This window comes from Pseudoalteromonas sp. C8 (assembly GCF_011378685.1).
GTDB lineage: Bacteria > Pseudomonadota > Gammaproteobacteria > Enterobacterales > Alteromonadaceae > Pseudoalteromonas > Pseudoalteromonas arctica.
On sequence record NZ_WTKT01000004.1, the window covers coordinates 16,861 to 38,274 of the forward strand.

Here is a 21,414-nt window from a genome sequence, read left to right on the forward strand (position 1 = left end):
TCATGGCCGGTTTTGATAAGGTAGTTTATAGCTACGAAGCTGCAATGGAAGGATTAAAAGACGGCGATACTATTATTGCCGGTGGTTTTGGTTTATGTGGTATTCCAGAGGGCTTAATTAAACAAATTAAGCACATGCAAACAAAAAACTTAACTGTAGTATCTAATAACTGTGGTGTTGATGACTTTGGTTTAGGTATTTTATTACAAGACAAACAAATTAAAAAAGTAATTGCCTCGTACGTTGGCGAAAACGCCCTATTCGAGCAGCAGTTATTAAGTGGTGAAATTGACGTAGAGCTTACACCTCAAGGTACACTTGCTGAAAAAATGCGTGCTGGTGGCGCCGGTATACCTGCGTTTTACACAGCTACCGGTTACGGTACTCCTGTGGCTGAGGGTAAAGACGTAAAAGAATTTAATGGTCGCCCGTATATTTTAGAAGAGTCTATAACAGGTGAATTTGCCATAGTAAAAGCATGGAAAGCCGATCGATACGGTAATTTAGTGTTTAGACACACCGCCATGAACTTTAATCCAATGGCAGCAACGGCTGGTAAAATTACCGTTGCCGAAGTAGAAGAAATTGTAGAGCCGGGCGAGCTTGAACCAAGCCAAATTCATACCCCGGGTATTTTTGTAAATCGCGTTATTAAAGGCAACTTTGAAAAACGCATTGAACGTGTAACAACACGAGATTAAGCAGGAGCATAATTATGGCATTATCACGTGAACAAGTTGCAATGCGCGTTGCACAAGAACTACAAGATGGTTACTACGTAAATTTGGGCATAGGAATTCCGACACTCGTCGCAAACTATGTACCGGATGATATTGAAGTTATGTTACAGTCCGAAAATGGCCTTTTAGGCATGGGTCCATACCCTACTAAAGCAGAGCTAGATGCCGATATGATTAACGCGGGTAAAGAAACCGTGACAGCAGCTAAAGGTGCAGCCATATTTAATAGTGCAGATAGTTTTGCCATGATACGGGGTGGTCATGTAGACTTAACTGTTCTGGGTGCATTTGAAGTTGACCAGAACGGCAACATCGCATCGTGGATGATCCCTAAAAAGCTGATTAAAGGCATGGGTGGCGCGATGGATTTAGTCGCTGGTGCGAAAAACATTATTGTTACTATGACCCATGCAAGTAAGCATGGTGACTCTAAACTATTAGAAGCCTGCTCTTTACCGCTTACTGGCGTTAATTGCGTAAAAAAAATAGTAACAGATTTAGCCGTACTAGAAGTTAAAGACGGCGCATTTCATCTATTAGAACGCGCTCCGGGCGTATCTGTTGATGAAATCATTAGTAAAACAGCAGGTAAATTACTTGTTGACGGTGAAGTACCAGAAATGGTTTTTTAGTAACTTTTAATAAGTTAACTTAAAATAACGCTTTACCCTGTACCGACCTCATTCCCAGTGCCAATGGCGCTGAGTTACCCAAAATCCCTCTCACGAGGGATTTTTTTTATCTTTTGCCATTATTTTTACCGTCATTCATACATCTGTAGTAAATTTTATCTATAATACAAATATAAATTAAATGTAAGCGCTTAGATTCTTTGCACTATTTTGTGGATAGTCTGCACCTTTTTTGTGAACTAGCGTTAAATTTATTTTTAACCTACTGATATTTATATATTAAATAGTTGGTTCAAATTTTGCCTAAGTAAGGCGTCTCAATAAATTAAATAATTCTGGAAAACATGCAAACTCCTATTCGTGGCCTTCGCTCTTTTTGCTTTGCCGCAAGAAGCCTAAGTTTTAAGCATGCAGCTAATGAGCTGTACTTAACGCCGTCTGCGGTGAGCCATCAAATAAAACAACTTGAAGAACAACTTGGTATTGAACTTTTTCAACGTAAAACGCGTTCAATCAGCTTAACCACAGCGGGTAAAAACTTTTTTGATGCAGTGTCTCCTATCATCACAATGTTAGAGGGCACCATTAACGAGTTTAGCCAGATGCAGCAAAATACAAATTTGACGATTACGTTACCTGAGTTTTTTGCCAGCGAGCTACTCATGCCTAAATTAAGTGAGTGGACGTCAGAGCACCCTAATATAAACCTGCAAATGGACACGCTCAAGACGCGCAAAGAGTTAACGCGTCATAGCGATTTATCTATTGTATTGTCCTCTGGTAAACCTACTGAAGGATTAGCAACAGAGTTGTTTAACCTTGAATATATTCCTGCATGTAATAAAAAATTGCTCGATCAATGGAGGGACGATCATCGTCAAGCGCTTAACCAAGTTCCCCTCATCCTCCACAAAGCTCGCCCTTGGGCATGGCACCAGTGGGCCGAAAAAGCGGGTATTGATGACTTTTCTCCTTCGCAGATTATTCAAATAGATAGCATGTTTGGTGTAGCGCGTGCAGCGCAGCAAGGCATGGGCATTGCGCTTATTCCACTGCCTATTAGTCAAAGCTGGTTAGATGAGCAATGGCTGTACAAATTATTCGAGCAGCCTTTAACAACTAAAGATAAATACTATTTAGTGCAGCACGAATCAAGCACGCCTAATCACCCGCTTGATTTATTTGCGAAGTGGGTTGTAAATACATTTAGAAAAATCCAAGAATAATTCTTTATTAGGCGGGTTTATTAATACACCTAATTACGGGTTGTATTAATAGTTCGCTTAAATCTAATTTCAATTTTTGAATAATATTTTTACTTAAATACATAAGCTTAACGTTACGCATTAGACTAAAGTCTATAGTTTAGTTTTTTTCACTCGTTGGTTTCATTTTTATCGTTTGTCGAAAATAAAGTTAAATATTAAAGTTACTCCATCAACTCAAAACAACTTACATTAAATTGTTTTTAAGAGTAACAAATGCAACCTTTTGAGTTTTAGTAACTCATAAGTAGCAGTAAAAAATCTTTATATTGTGTGTGAAGATGTTGTCAGTGTGAAAAAGCGGTTCAAGTTAGGTGGTGACTTAGCTTGAACTGTTTTTATTCTTGGCTCAAACCACATGATAAGTAATACAAGACTACGAAAGTGTAGCAAACAGAATCTTTATATTGTGTGTGAAGATGTTGTCAGTGTGAAAAGCGGTTCAAGTTAGGTGGTGACTTAGCTTGAACTGTTTTTATTCTTGGCTCAAACCACATGATATTTAATACAAGGCTACTTAAGCGTAGCAAACAGAATCTTTATATTGTGTGTGAAGATGTTGTCAGTGTGAAAAGCAGTTCAAGTTAGGTGGTGACTTGGCTTGAACTGTTTTTATTATTAAGCACATACATAATATAGTTATATAGAGGTTAATACCTTTTAAAAAGCCCCGTAAGTTATAACTTACGGGGCTTTTTAAGTTAATTTTTTATTTGATATTCTTTTTTCAGTTCCTGTATTTGCACTTTATGTGAAAGCAAGAATGTATCAAATTTCTTAATCACGTCAGGGTAGTCAATCGACGATAATAAAAAGGCTTGTAAATCTACCGGCAATTCGTTTTGAAAATAAACGGGTCGGGTTAATTTAAAGTATTTAACGATATTATAGTTTAATACATCGTTAGATATGTAAATACACTCCACTCGCTCTCTTAAAAGCATCTCTATCAATTCCATTACATTAGCGGTTTCGATTAACTCAACGTTTTCGTTGTTCATTAATGGTTTAAAGCTTTGAGGCATAAACCCTCTCACCGTTGCAAAACTAACGCATTCATCAATAGTGATATTTTTATTTAAACTCGCAATACCCGTTTTAGTCACAACGGTTGGCTGCGAATAAATAATTTCATTTAAATCACCAAAGGAAGCTTTATAACTTGGTTTCCATTGTGGATTATCTGGGTATTTAAAATCAACATGGTGATGCTCTACAAATTCTTTGTACAGCCGGTTAATAGGCAGTGTGTAAAACTCAAATTCAAAATCGTACTGCAGTGCAAATAAAGTGAGCAACTCTTCACTGAAGCCATAATAGTCTGCATCATTTGTTCCACTACCATCAAAGTAAGGTAAATACTCTATATTCTCTACGCCGACGACATAGTTCGTTGCCGACTTAGCATCAGTTATAAAAATTAATAAAGCTAAAGGCAAATACATTAACTGCGCTGTTATTTTTATAAATTGATTCATTTATGACCTAAGTAATATTATTAATGTGTAGCTGAACACTTTAATTTTAACAAGTTCGCAAAATATATGATAAATCTATTTTATTTTATGCAAAAAAAAGCCTGATTAAAATCAGGCTTTACAAAGTAAAAGGTTTAACTTTTATCTCTTGGTACAAAATCGAGTACTGTTGCGTTTATACAGTAGCGGTCTGTGCCTCTAGGGCCTTCTCCAGGGAATAAATGCCCTAAGTGTATGCCTGTACTTTTAGAGCGAAGCTCAATACGTGTTATTCCCCAGCTGCTATCGTCATGCTGCGTTACACTACTTTTTACTGGGTGCTTAAACGACAACCAACCAGTACCGGAGTTAAACCTATCGCTTGTATCAAATAGTGGCTCTCCACTTAATTTATCAACAAAAGTACCATCAGGTGTATTTTTAAACTCTTTGTACTCTTTACAATAAGGTCTGTCTGTTCGTGCATCGAATGCAACTTTATAAGCATCACTGTTACCTAATTTAAAAGCGCCTAATGCTTTATAAAACTCTTCAGGTGTTGCATAGCCTTGACGGCCATATACCTCAACGCCATTTTCTAAAAACAAAATAGTCGGCGTTGCCCACGTGGCTGACTTAATAGTTAAATCATTAAGTTGGTCAGCATGGCGAAATGTCATAGGTATTGTGCCTTTGTAATCATTTGCGACTGCTTTTTTAAATTTGTCACAGTACGGGCAGTAATCACGAGAATCAAGTACCACTATTTGCTTACCTGCGATTAGAGCACTGTTGTCTGCTTTTTCTACGGGTGTTTTATTAAAAACAACACCGGTAGAGTGATCGGGACAATAGCCATTAGGGTTCTTTTCTAGATAATTTTGATGATATTCTTCTGCAGATACAAAACCTGCAAGTGGTTTAATAACCGTTTCGATTTTGCCGTAGCTCGCATCAGTTAAAAGCTGCTGATATTGCGATTTAACTTGCTCAGCTACTTTAGCTTGTACATCAGTAGTCGTTAATACAATTGAACGATATTGCGTACCGATGTCGTTACCTTGGCGATTTTTTTGCGTAGGATCGTGACTTTCAAAATAGTTTTTTAAGAGATCTTCTGCTGAAATTATATTGCTGTTATACATAACTTGCACAACTTCAGCATAATTGTTCTCGTCAAAACGACGAGACTGATCAGTAATATTTCTGTACGTTGCTTTAAACCCATTACCGTCAGCATAACCCGACTCAGCATCAATAACGCCATTAAGCGCTTCGTAGCGTTTTTCGGCTCCCCAAAAACAACCAGACCCCAGTACAATGGTTTCTACATGCATGGTGGCTTCTACATTACTGTGTTCTACCTTTTCCATAGATAAAGCAAAGCTGCCTGCGCTAAATATAATAGCAGCGCCTGATAAATATAATAAATGCTGGTGTTTCATAAAGTACCTCATAAACAAGTGCGTGCTAATTAAGACCTCCTTATCTTAATTTTCATTTCAACCTAATTACTTATTTAGTACGAAATGTATTAAGTTTTAGTCCTCAATAAGTTAAATACGATTAATTGAATATAAAAAAACTCTTAAAGTAAGCTGGGTAAATAAACACTAAACATAACCACTTAGTCGCAATGGTGTAAATAAATTAATAAAACTGTGTTACGTTTAAATTATGTTGTACAAATAGGTTTATTTAATGAAGCCAGCTCCCCATATTTATGCATTAACAAACAGTAGTTTACTACTTGATGCATCGCATTTAGACGCTACAGATAGACTCTCTATTCAAAAGAAAATTTGGGCTTTAACCAGCCACTGTAAATGCACTGATGAATTTACCGATTTGGTGCCAGCCATGAACTCGCTCACTCTCTATTTAAAATCAGATAAACACTTAAATAAGTGGTTACAAGTGCTACCTTCGCTGTGGAATGATATTAAAACGAGTACTTTTAAAGGGCAACATCACTTAATCAAAACCATATACAAGGGTGAGGATATTAATTACGTGGCTCGTTATCACAATTTAAGCGCTGATGAGGTTATTAATATTCATAGTAAAACCAAGTACCACGTTTTATTTTTAGGCTTTCAGCCCGGTTTTGCTTACCTACATGGCTTAGATGAGCAATTACATACGCCAAGGCGTGATGAGCCACGCATTAAAGTTCCTAAAGGCTCTGTTGCGATAGGTGCTGCACAAACCGGAATTTACCCCGCAGATACCCCTGGTGGTTGGCACATAATAGGTCATACAGATACTGCTTTGTTTGATTCGACCTCTGAGCAACCTTGTTTAATTCAACCAGGCGATACGCTTGAATTTGTTCCGCTAGTTAATAAAGGAGCAACTCATGATTAAAGTACTTAAAAGTGGTGTATTACTTACCATTCAAGATTTTGGCCGTGATGGCTACCGCCATCTAGGTGTAAGCAAAGCGGGTAGCTTAGACCCCTTTGCACAAATAATTGCTAATAGATTACTTAACAATAACGACAATGATGCCGTTTTAGAAATAACCGTTGGTTTGTGCGAGCTGGAATTCACCTGCGACACAGTAATTGCGCTTCATGGTGCAGATTTGCAAGCAACCCTTGATGGACAAGCAATTTATCCTGGTTGGACATATGCAGTAAAAAACAAACAAGTACTGAGCTTTGCTACTGGTAGAGCCGGCTTAAGAGCTTATTTATCAGTGAAAGACGGTATACAAAATACTGAAGTTATGGGCTCTAAATCTACAGATTTAAACGCATGTTTTGGTGGTATTGAAGGTAGAGCTCTCGCCACTGGTGATGAAATACCTATTACTCCTTATTATGGAGAGTTTATAAAAGTAGGCGCAATTGCTCCCGCCCAGCGCAAGCTTATACGACTGCACCCAAGTCCTCATGCTAATTTGTTAGGCGAGCCTTTACTTAACAACTTTGTATCTACCCCATTTAAAGTTAGTAGTAACAGCAACCGAATGGGCGTAAGGCTTGAGCATAAAAATAATTTGGCACATTCGCACTCTTTGCCATCACTAGGGGTGAGTCCTGGGAGTATTCAACTGCCACCGAATGGTGAACCTATCGTGCTACTTAACGATGGTCAAACAACCGGGGGCTATCCGCTTTTAGGGACTGTAATTGAAGCCGACTTACATCAATTTGCACAATTTAGACCTTTAGATACTGTTGAGTTTAAATATGTAACGTTTGAAGAAGCAGCAAAGGCGAAGCAGAAACTTGACGGGCACCTACATCAATTGAGCCTTGCACTTAAAAATAACCTATAAAATATTCTAGAATCAACACGCCCTAGATTTAAAAAATAGGTACCATGTAATAAAGGTTCAAATTCCGACGGCCGTTACCTTACTCGCCGTTAATATTATTTTAATGTATAGCTTGGTGTTTAATGACTAAATCAACTTCTACTATGCCGTGTGTATTAATAACTGGCTTTGCTCCTTTTGGTGGCGAAGCTATAAACCCTTCTTGGCAAGCAGTGCAAAAACTTGATGAAACTATCATCATGAAACACAAAATATGCACACTAGAACTTGCCTGTGAATTTAATACGTCTATCAGTCAGCTTATAAACGCCATTGAGTCGCACAATCCGGCGGTTGTTTTATGTATAGGCCAAGCTGGTGGGCGCAGCGAAATATCAATTGAGCGTATTGCAATAAACGTTGACGATGCACGCATTAAAGACAATGCAGGTAAGCAGCCTATCGATACACCAATAGAAAAAAATGGCCCTGATGCCTATTTCACAAACTTACCAATAAAGCGCATGTTACAAGCATTGCACAACAGCAATATACCTGCTGCCATTTCCAATACAGCAGGTACGTATGTGTGTAATCACGTTATGTATGGTCTTATGCATTACATAAATGATCACTGCGCTGTAATGAAAGGTGGCTTTGTGCATATTCCTTATTTACCAAGCCAAGCTGTGCACCACAATGGCGCACCAAGCATGAGCGAAGAAACCGTTATTAATGCCCTGAGAGTTATGATTGCACAAGCTTTGAACAATAATAGCGACGTAAAAATGGCAGCAGGAACCACGCATTAACCACTTTGGTGCAATTACATCTAGCTTGGTGCATAAATTATTCTTAATTAATTGTAAAAGCTATGTGACTTGAGTAATTTTTTCTGATAAAACAAGGTTTCGCAGCACAGCAAATTGGCTCTGCTGCACACATAATAGGAATGAGGAGTTACTATGTGTTCAATTTTTGGGGTATTAGATATTAAATCTGATCCCACTCAATTGCGTACCCAAGCAATTGAAATGTCAAAGCTGCTTAGACACCGTGGCCCAGATTGGTCTGGTGTATATGCATCCGAAAAAGCTATTTTAGTGCATGAGCGTTTAGCTATTGTTGGTGTATCAAGCGGTGCACAGCCTTTATACAATCCTGAAAAAACAAATATTTTAGCGGTTAACGGCGAGATTTATAATCATAAAGAACTTGCAGCAGAGCTAGACGTTGATTTTACTTTTCAAACTCAATCAGACTGTGAAGTTATTTTAGCGCTTTATAAACAAAAAGGGCCGGACTTTTTAGATGACCTAAACGGCATTTTTGCATTTTGTTTATACGACGAAGAAAATGACGCTTACTTAATTGGCCGTGACCATATTGGTATTATCCCGCTTTATACCGGTCACGACGAGCACGGTAACTTTTACGTTGCTTCTGAGCTAAAAGCACTTTCTCCAATTTGTAAGCATATTGAAGAATTTCCACCAGGGCATTACCTGTACAGTAAAGATGGCAAAATGACGCCTTATTACAAACGTGATTGGGAAACATTTGATGCAGTTAAAGATAACAGCGCAGAAGCGCAAGACGTTAAAGATGCATTAGAAGCGGCCGTTAAACGCCAGCTAATGTGTGACGTGCCTTACGGTGTATTACTTTCTGGTGGTTTAGATTCATCGGTTATCTCTGCTATTACCCAGCGCTTTGCTGCAAAACGTATTGAAGATAACGACGAAAGCGACGCATGGTGGCCTAAGCTGCATTCTTTTTCAGTAGGTCTTGAAGGCTCACCTGATTTAGCGGCTGCACAAAAAGTAGCTGACATGATTGGTACTATTCACCACCCTATTATTTTTACGATTCAAGAAGGTATTGATGCACTGCGTGAAGTGATTTACCACATTGAAACGTACGATGTAACAACGATTCGTGCCTCTACACCTATGTACTTAATGGCTCGCCAAATTAAAGCGATGGGCATTAAAATGGTGTTATCTGGCGAAGGTGCTGATGAGCTATTTGGTGGTTACTTATACTTCCATAAAGCCCCTAACGCACAAGAGTTTCATGAAGAGCTAAACCGTAAAGTATCAAAACTGCATATGTTTGACTGTTTACGTGCTAATAAATCAATGGCGGCATGGGGCGTAGAAGCACGTGTACCGTTTCTTGATAAAGAATTTGTTGATGTTGCTATGCGTATCAACCCTGAAGCTAAAATGTGTAAAGATGGAAAAATTGAAAAACACATTTTACGTGAAGGTTTTGAAGGTTACTTACCTGATGAAGTGCTATGGCGCCAAAAAGAGCAGTTTTCAGATGGTGTTGGTTACAGCTGGATTGATACGTTAAAAGAGTTTGTAAACGAGCAAGTAAGCGATCAAGAGCTTGCAAATGCAAAGTTTAAATACCCTATTAATACGCCAGATTCAAAAGAAGCTTACTACTACCGTACTATTTTTGAATCGCATTTCCCTGGTGATGCATCAGCTAAATGTGTACCGCATGGTAAATCGGTAGCGTGTTCGACTCCTGAAGCACTTGCATGGGACGCATCGTTCCAAAACAATGCTGATCCATCAGGTCGTGCTGCAGGCGTTCATAACGACGCATATGCAAGCAAAGGTTAATACTCTTTGTTTAGCGAAGCGTAAGCCTAAATGGCTTACGCTTCGCTTTATAGAGTTCACTTCCACCGAATCTGTTTTTTATAGCCCTGCACATAACTTAAAAGGCTCAAGTGCTTTAATTGTTATTTATAAAAATGGGTTAACTTCAAAAACAATGCAATATATTGCATCACAATCAACTTACCCTGCTACCGTATTTTTAAATCAAAATGAGATAACTAAACGCCATTGTAAAATTCGCTGGTTTAATCAAACGAGTGAAATTAAACGCTGTGGACATGGTACTTTAGCAGCCGCTAATTTTTTAATAGCCCATTTGGGTTATTGCCCTGAAGTATTTACTTCAATGAGTAATGAGCGCTTTACTATAAGAGTAAAAAAACAACGCGCTCAGCTGTTACTAAAAAGCATAGAGCCAAAAAAAAGTGAGTTAGCTATAGGTGAGTTAAAAAGTGTGTTTTCATCAGCAATAAAAGCAGCCTACAGTACCGGCGACAAAAACGGTTATACGGTTGTATTATTTAATAAAGAATTTAATAAATTCTTTATTAAAGAATTCGATAAAGAAGTTGAAAAAGACGATTTAAAAAGCTTACACGTTGATTTTAACGCGTTGAATAAACTCCATAAAAATGCTGTTATAGCGCTTAGTATAAAAAATATAGAAAAAATAAATGCTATAGCGCATTTTAGATACTTTGCACCCCAGTTTGGTGTAAATGAAGACAGTGCTACAGGCTCTGCGGTATCTGTTATTGCACCCCTGCTATTTAGACTACACGGTTTAAATAAAGCTATGCTTGTACAGCAGTCAAATAATGGCGCATTGCTAAACTATGAGTTTAACAATGCCCAAGTTGTCATTTACTAGGGCGTGTTGATCTTTGCGAATTGAAATTTGTTCAATCTAGGGGCGATTAAATCGCGGCGCGAGGTTTGTAACCTAGTGGGCTAAGTAAAAATCGAGCAACAAAGAGTTTATCGCCCCTAGGCAGAACCCGAAGGGCAGCACATGTTTGGCATTTATGCTGCGTTATTGCCTATTTATGTGGAATAACCACACTTCATAGGCTCTGCCTTGCCTAAAAACCAAACATATTGCTGCAAATTCAACTATCAAAGATCAACACGCCCTAAACTTAAGTAACGTTTAAAGCGGCCTTAATAAACACAGAGCAAAATAGTTACTATCGTCTTGCCATGTTTGCTCTAACTTTAAATTAGCTTGCGCTGCAAGCTGCTTAAACGACTCGAGCGTGTACTTGTGAGAGTTTTCTGTATGGATACTTTCGCCTTCTATAAAGTCTATTTGCTGATCATTTATAATCACGCTTTGAGTACGATTACTTACTAAATGCATTTCGATACGGCTATGTTGCTCGTTAAAGCGTGACTCGTGGCTAAAGTTATCTATATTAAATGTGCCGTTTAGCTCGTTATTAATACGTTGTAGTAAATTTTTATTAAAAGCAGCGGTAACTCCCGCCTTATCGTTATATGCATCAAGTAACACTTGGCGCTCTTTTACTAAATCAACCCCAATTAATACATAACCATTTACACCGCATAAGCGATGGAAATTATTCATAATTTCTATGGCTTTAACTGGGGCAAAATTACCAAGAGTAGAGCCCGGAAAGTACACCAAATTAGTTTGACTGTCTAAAGCGGTGTCTTTGGTTAGCTGTTTGACCATTTGGCTATGTGTAAAGTCTCCTAATAATGGCGAAATTGCCAAATCTGGAAATAATGGTGACAAATGTGCAAGTGAATAACTGAGCATCTCCTCAGATATTTCAAACGGTACAAAGGTTTTAACGTTTGCCATATGCGCTAATAAATAGGCTACCTTTTTACCCGAGCCACAGCCGGGCTCTATAATAGAGAGGTTTTCAGGTAGCATTTGAGCAATCGACTTTGAGTGTTGCTCTAATATAGAAAGCTCAGTACGTGTAACATAATACTCTTGTAAGGCTGTTATTTGCTCAAATAATGCAGCGCCTTTATCATCATAAAAATATTTACACGGAAGCGTTTTTTGTTGTTGAGTTAATCCGCTTATCACGTCGTTTAGAAATTCAGTGTCGGTTATGTTGCTTTGCTTAATCGCTGTTACTTGGCTCATACTATATCCTTAGCTAGTCTTATCCCGCTGCACATCCACGCTTGATGCGGGTAATAAAAATTACGGTATGTTTGTCGTAAATGGTTTTGAGGGGTAAACACACACCCACCACGTAACACCATTTGGTTATTCATAAATTTACCATTGTATTCCCCTGCTATTCCTTCAATAGGCTTAAAACCGGGGTATGGTAAATATGCACTGTTCGTCCATTGCCAACACGAATCAGTTAACTGATTTATTTCAGCATCACCTTTTGCTTGCTGTGGTGTTAGGTAGTGATTATTAATCTCTGTTGAAGGTGTATTTTTAGCTGCATATTCCCATTCGAACTCTGTAGGCAAGCGAGCCTTTACAAAATTAGCATAGGCACTGGCCTCAAAATAACTAACATGACAGATCGGGGCATTTAAATTGAGAGGCTCTAATCCATAGTGTGTAAACTCAAACCACTCGTTATCTATACAATGCCAATATAATGGTTGCGTTAGAGCGTTGTTTTGTATATTTGCCCAACCGTCACTTAACCAATACTGTGGATTGCTGTATCCACCTGCATTTATAAAGTCTAAATACTCCCCATTAGTGACCAATCTATTAGCAAAGTTAAATGAATGAATTAATACTTGGTGTTTGGGGCGCTCGTTATCATATGCAAATTCATCGTCGGCATTTGTACCTATATTAATAATACCTTGCTCAAAATTTATAAAATTGAGAGGCTTAATATCTGCTGATTTGTTTTGGCTGTTTAAAGGCGATGTTTTATATTGCGGAAATAACGGATTTACTGAAAAGTTATATTTGATGTCCATAAGCATTAGTTCTTGATGCTGTTGCTCGTGGTGTAACCCAAGTTCAATAATATCTTTAATTTGTGGACTAACTTCAGTTTTAAGTAATTCAACCACACAGCTATCTACATGCTCTCTATAAGCTAAAACTTCATCTAAACTAGGTCTAGATAAACTACCTCGGTTTGCCCGTTTAAATTGCTCTCCAATCCCATTGTAGTAAGAATTAAAAAGCATTCGGTAGTGAGAGTTAAACACAGTGTACTGTTTACAGTAAACACTAAGTAAAAACGTTTCAAAAAACCACGTGGTGTGCGCTAAATGCCATTTGCTTGGGCTGGTATCTGCCATAGCTTGTAATTGGCAATCTTCTACAGTGAGTACCTCGATAATAGCCAGGCTTTCGTCTCTAACGCTGCAAAAGCGTTTAACAAGTTCGTTTTGATTGGTATTGTTTAAAGCGCATTCACGCATAATAGTATTAATCCTTTGCCTATCTATTTATAAAATATAGCTTAGGGCATGCTGAGCTTTTTGGATTGAAATTTGTTCAATTTAGGGGCGATTAAATCGCGGCACGAGGTTTGTAACCTAGTGGGCTAAGTAAAAACCGAGTAACAAAGAGTTAATCGTCCCTAGAAAGAACCCAAAGGGCAGTGTATGTTTGGTATTTATGCTGCGTTATCGCCTATTTATGGGGAATGACCACACTACATAGGCTCTGCCTTGCCTAAAAACCAAACATACTACTGTAAATTCAATCGCCAAAATTCAACATGCCCTAATGTTGTGTTAAATCATATTCATATTACAACTTGATTAAAGATGCTTATCAGCTTATAAATTTATACTAGCCCTAAAGGGAAATTTGCTCTTTGCTGCTCAGCTTTTAATTATTCTCACGTGTATGTAAGCATGCAGAATAACGCAGGAGCAGTTATCGAACCGTTAGGTTACAAACCTAGGATCGATTAAACAGCTCCTAAATTGAACAAATTTTAATCCTAAAAGATCAACAAGCCCTAGTATTTAAGCATTAATTAAGTTGCTTAAAAGTGATCTTTTTTTACTTAACTAAGTAAATTAATACTTTTAATAGCAAACTAAATTTTAACGTTCACTGAATTTATAATTTTAGGGCTTTTTAAATAAAAGAATCATTAATTTGGCTATATAAACAGCGTTTTAAATACAAATTCATTTACATTTAATATTTAACTCATACACTACTAGCTGTATGATCACTCTTCAAATTAGTTAGTCTTCAAATAATTACGGTATTACTTTTTACTTAATATTTAAAGGCTAATGTAATTCGATATGACGCCGAATTTATTTTGGCTTGTTAGGACAACTAAAGAGGTATTGCATGAAGGAAAATCATGACAAATATAGTATTGACAATACGGACTACACCGTAGGTCAGGACAACGTACAAAAGTGGGGGTTTGATATACACAACCCTGTTTTTGGAACTAGTGCGGGCCTGATTGTCATCTTTTTAATCGCCATACTTGTTACCGACCCACAAACTGCAAAAACAGCGCTTGATAGTATCAAGACCGATATTATTAATAATTTTGATGCCCTATTTATGTGGGCTGCTAACTTCTTTGTACTCTTTTGTTTAGCACTTATTGTTTCTCCTTACGGGAATATTCGCCTTGGTGGTGATGATGCTAAACCTTCTCACTCTCGAGTTTCATGGCTTGCTATGTTATTTGCTGCAGGTATGGGTATCGGCCTTATGTTTTGGGGCGTTGCTGAACCGGTTGCTTACTTTACTGGTTGGTACGAAACACCACTTAATGTAGCCGCTAATACACCAGAAGCTGCAAAATTAGCAATGGGCGCAACTATGTTCCATTGGGGTCTTCATCCTTGGGCTATTTACGCTGTTGTTGGTTTATCTCTTGCATTTTTTACGTATAACAAAGGTTTACCGCTTTCTATTCGTTCTATTTTTTATCCTATATTAGGTGATAGAGCATGGGGTTGGCCTGGTCATATCATTGATATCTTAGCTGTACTTGCTACGTTATTTGGCCTTGCAACATCTTTAGGTTTAGGTGCTCAACAAGCCTCTGCAGGTATTAACCATGTATTTGGTACAGAAGGTGGCATTGGCTCTCAAATTCTAGTTATTGCGGGTGTAACACTTTTAGCCATTGTTTCTGTGGTTCGCGGTATTGACGGTGGTGTGAAACTGCTAAGTAATGTAAACATGTTAATTGCTTTCTCATTATTATTGTTTGTTTGTTTAGTGGGCTTTGCTGTAGCAATGGGTAATGTACCGACTACCGTGATGGGCTATGTAGAAAACATTATTCCATTGAGTAATCCTCACGGCCGTGAAGACGAAACATGGATGCATGGCTGGACTGTATTTTACTGGGCTTGGTGGATTTCTTGGTCACCGTTCGTAGGTATGTTTATCGCGCGTGTATCACGTGGTCGTACAATTCGTGAGTTCTTAATTGCGGTATTACTCGTCCCTACTGCTGTCACTATTTTATGGATGTCTATATACGGCGGTATTGCTATTGATCAAGTAGTTAATGGTGTTGGTGCACTAGGCACTAATGGTTTAACTGATGTCCCTTTAGCTATGTTCCAGATGTTTGATGCATTACCTCTATCTAATATCTTATCATTTATTGCGATTATATTAGTGTTAGTATTTTTTATTACGTCATCTGACTCAGGCTCATTAGTCATTGATTCAATTACAGCTGGCGGTAAAATTGACGCACCGGTGCCACAACGTATATTTTGGGCAACGGTAGAGGGCGCAATTGCAGCGGCCTTACTTTGGATTGGTGGTACACAAGCAATCGAAGCACTACAAGCAGGTGCTGTTTCTACAGGCTTGCCATTTACTATTGTATTGTTGTTTATGTGTTTAAGCTTAGTTTTAGGTTTACGAACTGAGCCTCGCCCAGTTAAATAATACTTTTAGTAAGCAATACTTTTAATTAGTAACGAAAGCGCCGCAATTTTTGCGGCGCTTTTTTATTTAACTATTTAAGGTTATATCCATTCGCTTAATAAAGTGATCTATTTTGTGGCAGGAAAAACTTCTCGATAGTAAGGCAAAATTTCTTTATTTAATTGCTCTAAATGAGAAATTTTTAACGCAGCTAGCGTCAGGTTTAACCCTCAATATGATTAAAGTATTATTGCGTATTAGTATTATACCCACAACTCTGAGATTGGAGTATCTACACGGTAATGATGACTCAGTTGCGCTTGTAAAAGCTCAGCTGTGGCAAGTGCATCCGTTAACGCATTATGATTTTGGTACGCAGGTAGGGAATAACGCGCACGGCAATCTGTTAATCTGAGCGAGCCTAGTTTTGTATTAAATAATCGGCCTAATAAACCTTGCCTCTCTTTTAGTGCTCTTTTTTCTAGCTCCATTGTGTCAACAAGAGCAAACTCAATACCTTCTTTAAGCCTCAGTAATAACGCATTATTTAAAAAATGGCGCTCTATTGCAGCGTAATGCACCACGACAACTTTGCCACTTAGCGCTTCAAGTAAAGGTTCAATAATTCGGTTAAAATCAGGGGCGTCATCCACCTCAGAGTGCGTTATTCCATGGATTAAAATAGACTCTTCATGCAGGTTACGTCTTGGTTGAACAACCCAATGCCGACTGTGTTTGCAATAAATACGCTTTAAATTAAACGGCACTAAGCCAACACTCACTATATCGTCGTTCTGGCTATTTAAACCTGTTGTTTCAAAGTCCATTGCTACAAAAGGCACATCTTCTACTGCGGCTTTATCTTGGTTATAAGCACCTGCATAAAAGTGTTTTAGAAGTTTATTTTCGGTGTTGTTAGCAAGCTCGTTGTATCTAGCTTGCCAATCAACTGCTTTATAATTGCGCGGATTCATAGGCTACTTCACACCAGAGTTTGCTGTGTAGCTAAATTTTAAATAGCTTTGTGCTTTTTCTAAAATAGCGAATGCCTCTTTCAAGTTTCGCTGTTCAAAAGGAGACAGTAAATGTGGGTCTAAGTCGTTATCAGGCTCTTCGCCCTTCTCTATTTGCCACGCTTGATGGCGAATTCGCATCATAGCAATATACTCAAGTGAATCACGTAAATCTTGCGCTTTACCCTGCGGTAATAGCTTAGCTTCAATAATATCTTCTAATCGCTCAAACGAGTTTTGTTTACGCGAACCAATAGCTAATGCGTGTACACGTATAACATCAGAAAGTGGTGCAGTACCTCTTCGTTTTAAGTTCATTGAACGCTTATGTTGGCCGTTATGCTCCATAACAAAGCCTTTAAAAAAGCCAAGCGGTGGTGTCCTATTTCGAGCATTTGCAGCCATATTTGCTAGAAATATACGATTCACTTTACTTTGTTTCGCTATAAATATTTTAAGCTCGTCGGCCCACTTGGTTTTGCCCCACACACCGTCTAAATCAAAAAATATAGAGCTATTAAGCAGTGCTTGTGGTTTTGGCTGGGCTATCCAATCAGCAAATTGATCGAACCACTCTGAGCGAGTTTTACGCCATTTTTTAAACGACGCCATTATTTCGCCATCACAATAAGTGTAACCACACTGCGCTAAGCCATCACACACAAAATCGGCAATATTTTGAAAGTACGCGTTATGTTTTTCATCGTCGTAACTGTCATCTAAAATTAGTGCGTTATCTTGATCAGTTACAATAAGTTGCTCGTCGCGAGCCATGGAGCCCAGTGCAATAAAACAATAAGGAACGGGAGGTGGACCAAACTTTTCTTCAGCTAATACCAGTAATCTTTGTTTAAATGTACGCCCAATAACGGCCATGGCAGTGCCAATCATGTGTGAATTTGCATCTTCATTAACCATACGGACAAATACATTGGGTAATTGGCGTGCATAATGCGCTAAATCCTCAATTGTTTGTTGAGCAAGTATGCCGCGTACAAGTAATAAGCTGCTTTGCGATTCGTAACGTAAAATATCAGAGAGGGAGATAACTCCTATAGGACGTCTTTTTTGTACTACGGGTAAATGATGAAGATTATCTCTGAGCATGGCCAGTACTGCTTCAAAAATATAGTCATTAGCGTCTAAAAGCACTAAGTTAGTAGACATAATCTCTTTTGCTTGTGTGTTAAAAGCAAGCCCTTTAGCCACTACTTTTGAGCGTAAATCCCTATCGGTTATTATGCCAACGACTTGTCCATCATCTTCCTCAGGATCGTCGTTTATTGGTTTATTTACATCGGTTACCAAAACTGACGATACCGCCTCTTCGGTCATTAATTTAGCGATATCTTGTATTGTAGATGTTGCATCTACGGTGACTACATCTCTGTGAATTAATGATTTTACTTTAGCGGTTGTAAGGTCATTGCCATCGGCTTGTTCAACAATAGCTTGATGTAAACGCACGTTACCATCTGTTTCAAAGTAATCAGCAAACGCATCAAACTCATCACAGTAACGATTGAATAGCTCAACATTTATACAATAAACTAACGTATCTTCAAGGGCAGTTGCAGGAAAACGCACCTTACGGTTCATCAATAAACCCATTTGACCAAATATTCCTGCGATGGCCAAACGATTGTATAGCTCACCATTTCGGCGATACATTTCTACAGAACCACTTCTAATCACATACAAATCAGATATGTCTTGTCCAAAACTTAAAATGTCTGTTTTTGCTCTAAAATAAGCAACTTCTACTTGTTGAGCTAGCTCATTAAGCGCTTTTTGAGGTAAGTCATCAAAAGGAGGATGTTGTGCTAAAAATTGTGCGATTTCAACTTGTTCGGCTTGCATAAATCCCTTCCTGTATGCGCATTAAAATGACTAAATATGTTTTGCAGATTAACACTATCATCGGAGTGTGAAAACAATTACTACACAATTTTGGGCACAAAAAAAGAGCCTAAATAGACTCTTTAAATATAATACTTATTGTAAAAATTTATTTACCGCGCTGAGCGTCTTTTTGGGCTTTTTTGGCTTCTTTACGTTGCTGTAAAACAGCTTGTGCCTCATTACCAATATGGCCTTCGCCACGGGCTTGCGCTAATTCTATTTGCTTTTGGCGCTCCGCAAAACGTGTCCGCTGCTCGTCTGTCACTTCTTCAATACAATGGTGACAAGATACACCTTCCATGTATTCAGGCTTTAACTTTTCGTCTTCTGTAATTGGCATACGGCACGCGTGGCATTGATCATAAGAGCCCTTTTGTAAGTCGTGATCAACCGCAACGCGATTATCAAATACAAAACATTCGCCTTCCCACATGGTTTCTTCTTTTGGCACTTCTTCTAGATATTTTAAAATGCCGCCTTCAAGATGATAAACTTCATCAAAACCTTGCTCTTTCATGTAGGCCGTCGATTTTTCGCAGCGGATACCACCTGTACAAAACATCGCTACTTTTTTATGTTTTTCAGGGTCTAAGTTTTCTTTAGCCCACTGTGGAAATTCGCGAAAGGTTTTAGTATTTGGATCGACTGCATTTTGAAATGTACCAATTTCAATTTCGTAATCATTACGTGTATCAATTAAAATTACTTCTGGATCAGATATAAGTGCGTTCCACTCATTTGGCTTTACATAGCTACCCACAACTTTAAGCGGATCTACGCCTTCAACGCCCATCGTTACAATTTCTTTTTTTAGTTTTACTTTAGTGCGGTAAAACGGGCATTCATCATCGTAAGATTCTTTTGTTACGATGTTTTTTAAATTTGGTTGCTCATCAAGCCAGGCTAATAAGTTGTCTATCCCTTCACGTTTTGCAGAAACAGTGCCGTTTATACCTTCGGCAGCGAGTAGTAAAGTACCGCGTACTTCATTTGCTTCCATCACTTCAAGCAACGGCTTACGGATAGCTTCAAATTCAGGTAAACCAACAAATTTATACAGCGCACATACTACAAAGTGATCGCCCGTTACATTATCTTTATGAACAACAGTCATTCTATTTCCTATTTTGCCTTATTAGCCAGTATTGGCGTTTACCGAATCGTAAATCCGGCGCATATGGGGCGCGTATTTTACGCTTTTTTAGTTTAATTGCAAAAAATAGCGCTATAGATTGGTTTTTACTGTTAGCGACCTATCTGTGTAAGCTATAATGCGCTGATAAATTTATAGACTTAATTTGCTCATTTTGGAGAAACACACATTGCAGTTTACTGATCTTGGGATTGATACACGCCTTGAAACACAGTTAGCACATCAAGGGATCACCCAGCCCACCGATATTCAAGCGCATGCAGTGCCTACCGCACTTGCAGGGCATGACATTTTCGCTCAGTCTAAAACTGGGTCGGGCAAAACCTTGGCGTTTTTATTACCTGCTGTACAAAGGGTTATGAAACAAAAAGCACTCAGTAAACGCGATCCTCGTGTACTTATTGTTGCTCCTACTCGTGAGCTTGCTACGCAAGTATTTACTCAGCTGCGTTTATTAATTGCAGGCACAGCCATTAAGGCCGTAAAAATACTTGGTGGCGAAAACTTTAATGACCAAATAAAAGCACTTAGAAACGACCCACAATTCGTAGTTGCTACACCAGGGCGTTTAGCTGATCACATTACAAAACGTTCATTACAATTGAGTGGACTAGAACTGCTTATTTTTGATGAAGCCGATCGTATTTTAGATTTAGGCTTTACCGAGCAGTTAAAAATGATTAACGAGCAAGCTAATCACCGTTTACGTCAAACGTTATTGTTTTCTGCAACACTTGACCATGCACAAGTAGATGCTCTATCACGTAACCTATTAAAAAAACCAAAGCAAATTACGCTAAGTGCAGCGAATGAGCAACATAGCGATATTAAACAAACTTTATATCTAGCCGATCACCTTGATCATAAAGAAGCGCTATTAGAGCACTTTTTGAATCAAGATGATGTTGGTCAATGCATTATCTTCACAGCAACACGTTCTGACACGAGTCGCTTGAGTGAAGCGCTTAATGCTAAAGGCTTCAAGTCTGTAGCGCTTGCTGGTGATTTAACACAAAATAAACGTTTAGATATAATGGATTCGTTTAGTCGCGAAAACTTTAAAATATTAATCACAACTGATGTTGCATCTCGTGGTTTAGATTTACTAAGTGTAACGCATGTTATTAACTTTGATTTACCAAAACACGCTGAAGAATATGTACACCGCATAGGTCGTACAGGACGAGCAGGCTTTAAAGGTAACGCAATTTCATTAGTTGGCCCAAAAGATTGGGCAAGTTATTTAGCTATTAAAGCATTTTTAAATGATGAGTTAAAATTTGCGAGCGTAGAGGGCTTAAAAGCTAAATTTAAAGGTTTAAAAGAGAAAAAGCCTGAGGCAACGTGGGATAAATCTAAAGAAAAATCCGCCGCTGTTAAAAAGCCTGTATTTAAACGCAAAGCCAAACCTAAAAAGCCAACAGCACCAATTAAAGCACCAATGAACATTGATGGCGATACACCAATGCGCCGTAAAAAAAAGACTGAGCAGGAATAATT

17 protein-coding genes and 1 pseudogene are annotated in these 21,414 nt (G+C 38.3%); 11 read left to right on the plus strand and 7 right to left on the minus strand.

What is annotated here, in order from left to right; translation table 11 throughout:
* Nucleotides 1-2 precede the first annotated feature (2 nt).
* From GQR39_RS05245 to GQR39_RS05255, 3 genes are all read left to right on the plus strand, one after another.
* Nucleotides 3-701 (plus strand): CoA transferase subunit A, encoded by a 699-nt coding sequence (locus tag GQR39_RS05245; RefSeq protein ID WP_007580250.1) that lies wholly within the window; start codon nt 3-5, stop codon nt 699-701.
* 14 nt (nt 702-715) lie between these two features.
* Nucleotides 716-1,372, plus strand: a complete 657-nt coding sequence (locus tag GQR39_RS05250; RefSeq protein WP_007376577.1) for a CoA transferase subunit B — start codon at nt 716-718, stop codon at nt 1,370-1,372.
* A 344-nt stretch (nt 1,373-1,716) separates the two neighbouring features.
* Nucleotides 1,717-2,598, plus strand: coding sequence for a LysR family transcriptional regulator (locus tag GQR39_RS05255; RefSeq protein WP_024590165.1), 882 nt, complete (start codon nt 1,717-1,719; stop codon nt 2,596-2,598).
* Between the two features lie 740 nt (nt 2,599-3,338).
* On the opposite strand, the gene GQR39_RS05260 is transcribed toward GQR39_RS05255, so the two are convergent.
* Nucleotides 3,339-4,115, minus strand: a complete 777-nt coding sequence (locus tag GQR39_RS05260) for an amino acid ABC transporter substrate-binding protein (protein WP_165734995.1) — start codon at nt 4,113-4,115, stop codon at nt 3,339-3,341.
* Nucleotides 4,116-4,249: 134 nt separating this feature from the next.
* On the minus strand, nt 4,250-5,539 hold the full coding sequence (gene msrA, locus GQR39_RS05265; protein WP_165734996.1) for a peptide-methionine (S)-S-oxide reductase MsrA: 1,290 nt from the start codon (nt 5,537-5,539) through the stop codon (nt 4,250-4,252).
* Nucleotides 5,540-5,795: 256 nt separating this feature from the next.
* Here msrA and pxpB point away from each other — a divergent pair, with 256 nt between their 5' ends.
* From pxpB to GQR39_RS05295, 6 genes and pseudogenes are all read left to right on the plus strand, one after another.
* Nucleotides 5,796-6,461 carry a 5-oxoprolinase subunit PxpB gene (gene pxpB / locus GQR39_RS05270; protein WP_101162951.1) on the plus strand — a complete coding sequence of 222 codons (666 nt, stop codon included), beginning with the start codon at nt 5,796-5,798 and terminating at the stop codon, nt 6,459-6,461.
* Complete coding sequence (locus GQR39_RS05275; protein ID WP_165734997.1) at nt 6,454-7,380, plus strand: biotin-dependent carboxyltransferase family protein; 927 nt, start codon at nt 6,454-6,456, stop codon at nt 7,378-7,380. The genes pxpB and GQR39_RS05275 overlap by 8 nt, the downstream gene beginning before the upstream one ends.
* A 22-nt stretch (nt 7,381-7,402) precedes the next feature.
* A pseudogene (locus GQR39_RS20450) lies at nt 7,403-7,510 on the plus strand (DUF979 family protein); the annotation flags it as partial.
* Complete coding sequence (gene pcp, locus GQR39_RS05285) at nt 7,503-8,171, plus strand: pyroglutamyl-peptidase I (protein WP_165734998.1); 669 nt, start codon at nt 7,503-7,505, stop codon at nt 8,169-8,171. The pseudogene GQR39_RS20450 and the gene pcp, both read left to right, overlap by 8 nt.
* Nucleotides 8,172-8,324: 153 nt before the next feature.
* The gene (gene asnB, locus GQR39_RS05290; RefSeq protein WP_010552851.1) at nt 8,325-9,998 is read left to right on the plus strand and encodes an asparagine synthase B; all 1,674 of its coding nucleotides are present in this window, start codon (nt 8,325-8,327) and stop codon (nt 9,996-9,998) included.
* Nucleotides 9,982-10,869 carry a PhzF family phenazine biosynthesis protein gene (locus GQR39_RS05295; protein ID WP_165734999.1) on the plus strand — a complete coding sequence of 296 codons (888 nt, stop codon included), beginning with the start codon at nt 9,982-9,984 and terminating at the stop codon, nt 10,867-10,869. Before asnB ends, GQR39_RS05295 begins: the two co-directional genes overlap by 17 nt.
* A gap of 279 nt (nt 10,870-11,148) precedes the next feature.
* Here the strand turns inward: GQR39_RS05295 and egtD are convergent, their stop codons facing one another.
* Nucleotides 11,149-12,123, minus strand: a complete 975-nt coding sequence (egtD, locus tag GQR39_RS05300) for an L-histidine N(alpha)-methyltransferase (protein ID WP_165721558.1) — start codon at nt 12,121-12,123, stop codon at nt 11,149-11,151.
* Nucleotides 12,120-13,391 carry an ergothioneine biosynthesis protein EgtB gene (egtB, locus tag GQR39_RS05305; protein WP_165735000.1) on the minus strand — a complete coding sequence of 424 codons (1,272 nt, stop codon included), beginning with the start codon at nt 13,389-13,391 and terminating at the stop codon, nt 12,120-12,122. Before egtB ends, egtD begins: the two co-directional genes overlap by 4 nt.
* An 895-nt stretch (nt 13,392-14,286) precedes the next feature.
* Here egtB and GQR39_RS05310 point away from each other — a divergent pair.
* A complete protein-coding gene (locus tag GQR39_RS05310; RefSeq protein WP_024590156.1) occupies nt 14,287-15,867 on the plus strand; it encodes a BCCT family transporter in 1,581 nt (526 codons plus the stop codon).
* A 242-nt stretch (nt 15,868-16,109) separates the two neighbouring features.
* Here GQR39_RS05310 and GQR39_RS05315 read toward each other — a convergent pair whose 3' ends face one another.
* From GQR39_RS05315 to GQR39_RS05325, 3 genes are all read right to left on the minus strand, one after another.
* On the minus strand, nt 16,110-16,820 hold the full coding sequence (locus GQR39_RS05315; RefSeq protein ID WP_165721556.1) for a 3'-5' exonuclease: 711 nt from the start codon (nt 16,818-16,820) through the stop codon (nt 16,110-16,112).
* 3 nt (nt 16,821-16,823) lie between these two features.
* The gene (locus GQR39_RS05320) at nt 16,824-18,719 is read right to left on the minus strand and encodes a DUF294 nucleotidyltransferase-like domain-containing protein (RefSeq protein WP_165735001.1); all 1,896 of its coding nucleotides are present in this window, start codon (nt 18,717-18,719) and stop codon (nt 16,824-16,826) included.
* Between the two features lie 148 nt (nt 18,720-18,867).
* On the minus strand, nt 18,868-19,875 hold the full coding sequence (locus GQR39_RS05325) for a rhodanese-related sulfurtransferase (RefSeq protein ID WP_007583069.1): 1,008 nt from the start codon (nt 19,873-19,875) through the stop codon (nt 18,868-18,870).
* 208 nt (nt 19,876-20,083) lie between these two features.
* On the opposite strand from GQR39_RS05325, the gene GQR39_RS05330 reads away from it, so the two are divergent.
* Nucleotides 20,084-21,412, plus strand: coding sequence for a DEAD/DEAH box helicase (locus tag GQR39_RS05330; protein ID WP_007583068.1), 1,329 nt, complete (start codon nt 20,084-20,086; stop codon nt 21,410-21,412).
* The last annotated feature ends 2 nt before the right edge of the window (nt 21,413-21,414 follow it).